Genomic DNA, 4578 nt, shown 5'->3' with positions numbered 1-4578 from the left:
CTTTTTTAATTACATGTGGATATAGGATAAAGTTGATTTATTACCCTATATTAAAATAAAAATAAACCACTGTTCGATTTGAATATTCCACGATATAATGGTGAGAGTTTATGGCAGAATAAATATTTACATAAGAAGTGAGGTACTGTATGAAAAAAAGAACGACAGACATTATTTTTATTATTATTGGTGCATTTCTTTTTGCGTTAGGTGTGAATTTGTTTGTTATCCCGAACGAGTTTGGTGAAGGCGGGGTAACGGGTATCACGATTATTACCTACTATTTATTTGAATGGTCACCAGGCTTAGTTAACTTAATTCTAAACGCGATTTTGTTAATAGCTGGTTATAAATTTTTGAATAAGATAACAACAATTTATACGATCATTGCTGTAGTTACTAACTCGCTATTTCTTCATTTGACAGAGGGCTGGACCATTCCTTCGGATGAAATGCTGGTAAATGCCATTTTTGGAGGAGTATTTATAGGGTGCGGTATCGGTCTAATCATTCGTGTTGGTGGGACAACTGCAGGTACTACCATTTTAGCAAGAATGACGCATAAGTACTTAGGCTGGAGCATTAGCTATGGTCTATTGTTCTTCGATTTAATCGTTGCTTTTTCATCTTATTTCATCATTGGTGCAGAAAAGCTGATGCTAACAGTTATTATGTTATATGTAGGAACGAAAGTAATGGAATTTGTAATTGAAGGTTTGAATCCGAAAAAGGCCATTACGATTATTTCTGATAACCCGAATGAAATTGCCAAAAAGGTGACTACCTTAATGGACAGAGGGGTTACTGTGTATTCAGGTCATGGCTATTACACGAAAACTCCGAAGGAAATTCTTTATATTGTTATTAATAAGCAAGAAGTAGTGAAGCTAAAGCGGATTGTTCAAACTACGGATCCTGCTGCTTTCATCGCTATACACGATGTTCGTGATGTGTTCGGAGAAGGATTTGTTGATATTACTAAGGCTTAATAAGAGTTAGAAAATATTTTTTATTAAAATAATCTTAATACTAAAATGTGAGAATCTATTTTGAATAATCTTTTTTCAAAATAGATTCTTTTTATTTATCGTAAAATGTTGGTTTGTAGGGGATTATTTATCAACTCTTATACTAAACAACTGTTTTATAGCATTTTGTTTTTCTTTTTCTTGCAAAAAATCCAATTGTTTCTTAATGTAAGGATGTAGAAGGATGAACGAGAGAGGGTTTAATGAAGATGATACATATTTTATTAGCTGATGATGACAAGCATATTAGAGAGTTATTACATTACCATTTACAAAAAGAGGGGTTTAAAGTTTTTGAGGCTGAAGATGGAAAGGTAGCGCAAGGCGTTTTAGAGAAGGAAAATATTCATCTTGCGATAGTAGACATTATGATGCCGTTTGTGGATGGCTATACGTTATGTGAAGAAATCCGGAAGTATCATGATATACCGGTTATTTTATTAACTGCAAAAGATCAGTTAGTCGATAAAGAAAAAGGGTTCGTTTCTGGTACGGATGATTATATTGTAAAGCCATTTGAACCAGCTGAAGTGATATTCCGTATGAAAGCTTTATTGCGCCGTTATCAAATGCTGAGTGCTGACATTATTACACTCCACGGAACGACAATTGATCGTAAAGGTGTTGAAGTAAAATGTAACGGTCAAACGATTTTGCTTCCATTAAAGGAATTTGAATTATTATCGCAACTTGCTAGTTATCCTGGAAGAACATTTTCAAGAGAAGAATTAATTGAGTTAGTATGGGGAATGGATTTTGAAGGGGACGAACGAACAGTTGACGTTCATGTAAAACGACTTAGAGATCGTTTCTCAAAACGGACAGATGATTTTCAAATTACAACGGTGCGCGGACTCGGTTATAAGTTGGAGTTGAAATAAGATGAAATCATTATATTCTAGATTTGTTTTTATGACGGTTGGGATTATGCTACTGAGTAGTATTATCGGCTTTTTATTAACAAATGTATATTATCAGGTGAAGTTAAAACCGTACAATAGTGAAAAGATTTTAATGTATGCTGAGGAAGTAAAATCATTATATGAAAAGCAAAGTGAAGAAAATAAAGAGGCATACTTACAGTCTATTGCGAAATTAGGATATGAAATTTATATTGTAGATGATCAAAAGAATGGAAAGCGTATCGGGAATGCATTTCGTAAGATAAAGATTAGTGATGATACAGTTCATAAAGTATTGCAAGGTGAAACGTTTAATGGTGTTTCCACTTATCCAACGCGGTTCTTTATTACAGGATTTTTCGATAACGAACTGATAAATAGTGTGGGTGTACCGTTAAAACACGGGGATAAACAGTACGCTTTATTCATTCGCCCTGACATTCAACAACAATTTGGCGAGATGCGAATTTTCTTAGCAGTACTACTCGGTTTCATCGTTGTATTAAGTATCATTTTTATAGCGATTGCAGCAGGTTATATCGTTCGTCCAATTCGAACATTTACGAAAGCGACTCAAAAGATTGCAAGTGGTGAATATGATATTGAATTAGATGAAAATCGAAAAGATGAAATTGGTACGCTAGCAACTAATTTTCAAAAGATGACGAAAAGTATTAAAGAATTAGATCAAATGAGACAAGAGTTCGTTTCTAACGTTTCTCATGAATTTCAATCACCGCTTTCTTCGATACAAGGTTTTTCGAAAACATTACAATCGGAGAATATGAGTGAAGAGGAAAGAAAACGTTACTTGAAAATTATTGAAGGCGAAAGTAAGCGAATGTCTAGTTTATGTAAACAGTTACTTACGCTAGCTTCTTTAGATAAAGAAGAAAAAGTTCTACAAATAAAAGAATTTAATCTGCAGAAGCAAATTAAAGACGTCATTTTTATGCTCGAATGGAAATGGCGTGAAAAAGATATCGCTGTTGAATTTGATGTACCAGACATTACAATACAAGGTGATGAAAACTTACTTCATCAAGTATGGAGTAATATTTTTACGAATAGTATTAAGTTTTCAAACGATGCTGGGACGATTGAGTTTTTTGTCGAAGAGTTAGAATCTAGCGTTATTATCTCTATATCAGATAACGGAATTGGTATGGAAAAAGAAGAAATGGATCGTATTTTTGATCGTTTTTACAAAGTAGACACAGCAAGGGCAAGAAACGTAGAAGGTAGTGGCTTAGGATTATCGATTGTACAGAAGATTGTTGAACTGCATCAAGGGACAGTTTCCGTATTTAGTACGAAAGGGGAAGGGACGACTGTTCGGGTTGAGCTTCCTAAATAGATGGAAGAGGCTGTTTGGGAACGGCCTCTTCTTTTTGTCATTTTTTTTCGGTAAGTCGATATAATCGAAAAATCGCTGATATAAATTTCACGTATCACCTTTCTGCTATAAAGCCGCACCTTTCCTACGTTCGTCCTTAAAACGTAGCTCAAAAGTATCTGCTGTAATTTCATCAGCTTTCGGCAATGCCCGTAATTTCGGATGAAGTAGCCATACGAGAGAAATGAATAAAATCCCGATGCTAGCGAGCGAGAAAATGAGTTGGCTACTAAATAGATTTGCGGTATAGCCGCCAATTAAAGAGCCGAATGGCATAGCGATTGTGCCCATACTTCGCATGACTGAGTTGATGCGTCCAATATATTGATTTGGAATTACAATTTGACTAATTGTCGCAAATAATATGTTGGTCGCACCAATTGGTATCCAAGCTAAGCCAAATAGGAAAATAGACAGCCATTGAAACGGTACAATCGTAGAGAGAAACCAAAAGAAAGCGCCAGCCGCAAAGCTAATAATGGAAACACGGCCAACATTACGTTTACCAACCCATGAACTGAATAATGCCCCAATTAAACTACCGGCTGATATAGCGGCTAAGAAGAAGCCATATGATTTCACTCCGCCTAAAGAATCAGCGAAAGAAGGGAGTATCGCCATCGTCATACCGATAGAAAAATTAGCAACAACTGAACCGATTAAGAAGGCGCCCATTAATGAACGAAAGACGATCGAAAAACCTTCTTTTAAATCAGAGAAATATTGTTTAGTTGATAGCGATGTATTGGTTTCTGCTTGTTTCGGCATTTTTAATGAAAAGAACAATAGGGCAGTAATCGCGAATGTAAGGGAGTCGATCACATATAAAGTAATTGCGCCAAATAGTGCTACTAATATTCCAGAAAGAGTCGTGCAAATTAAATCGATGCCTTGATACGCAAATGAAAAGAGTGAATTTCCTTTTAATAATTGTGTTTTATGTAGTAGAAGTGGCAAAGCTTTTGATTGTGCGGGATAGGCGAATTGTTCGATAAAAGCTACGATGGGCATAATGATGAGTAGTAGTTGAACTGTTAGTAGGTCGAAGTAGTGTGTAATTGGAATGATTAAAATAAGAATGCATTGCAAAACTTGTGTGATGACGAGGGTGTTTTTTATCGGCCATCTATCAACGAATGGACCAGTAAGAAATTGAAGTGCAGAAGGTAATAATGTAAGAAAACCAGCTAATCCAGAATAAAAAGGACTGCCACTTAGTTTATATACGAGCCACATCGCTGCTACATAATAC

Annotated in this window: 4 protein-coding genes; 3 read left to right on the top strand and 1 reads right to left on the bottom strand. The window is 35.4% G+C overall.

Annotated elements, in window-relative coordinates:
* Positions 1-149 precede the first annotated feature (149 nt).
* From KI356_RS24665 to KI356_RS24655, 3 genes are all read left to right on the top strand, one after another.
* Positions 150-989: a YitT family protein gene (locus KI356_RS24665; RefSeq protein ID WP_002120645.1), complete on the top strand. Its 840-nt coding sequence runs from the start codon at positions 150-152 to the stop codon at positions 987-989.
* Between the two features lie 242 nt (positions 990-1231).
* Positions 1232-1909 carry a response regulator transcription factor gene (locus tag KI356_RS24660; RefSeq protein ID WP_205685957.1) on the top strand — a complete coding sequence of 226 codons (678 nt, stop codon included), beginning with the start codon at positions 1232-1234 and terminating at the stop codon, positions 1907-1909.
* Position 1910: 1 nt separating this feature from the next.
* Positions 1911-3287, top strand: coding sequence for a sensor histidine kinase (locus KI356_RS24655; RefSeq protein WP_212936748.1), 1377 nt, complete (start codon positions 1911-1913; stop codon positions 3285-3287).
* Between the two features lie 105 nt (positions 3288-3392).
* Here KI356_RS24655 and KI356_RS24650 read toward each other — a convergent pair.
* Positions 3393-4578 (bottom strand): MFS transporter (locus KI356_RS24650; protein WP_238486233.1); only part of this gene is annotated, 1186 nt, incomplete at its 5' end.

The organism is Bacillus hominis, assembly GCF_018332515.1.
Classification (GTDB): domain Bacteria; phylum Bacillota; class Bacilli; order Bacillales; family Bacillaceae_G; genus Bacillus_A; species Bacillus_A hominis.
The sequence above is the reverse complement of the archived record's forward strand: the minus strand, read 5'-3'. Positions and strand labels throughout refer to the sequence as shown.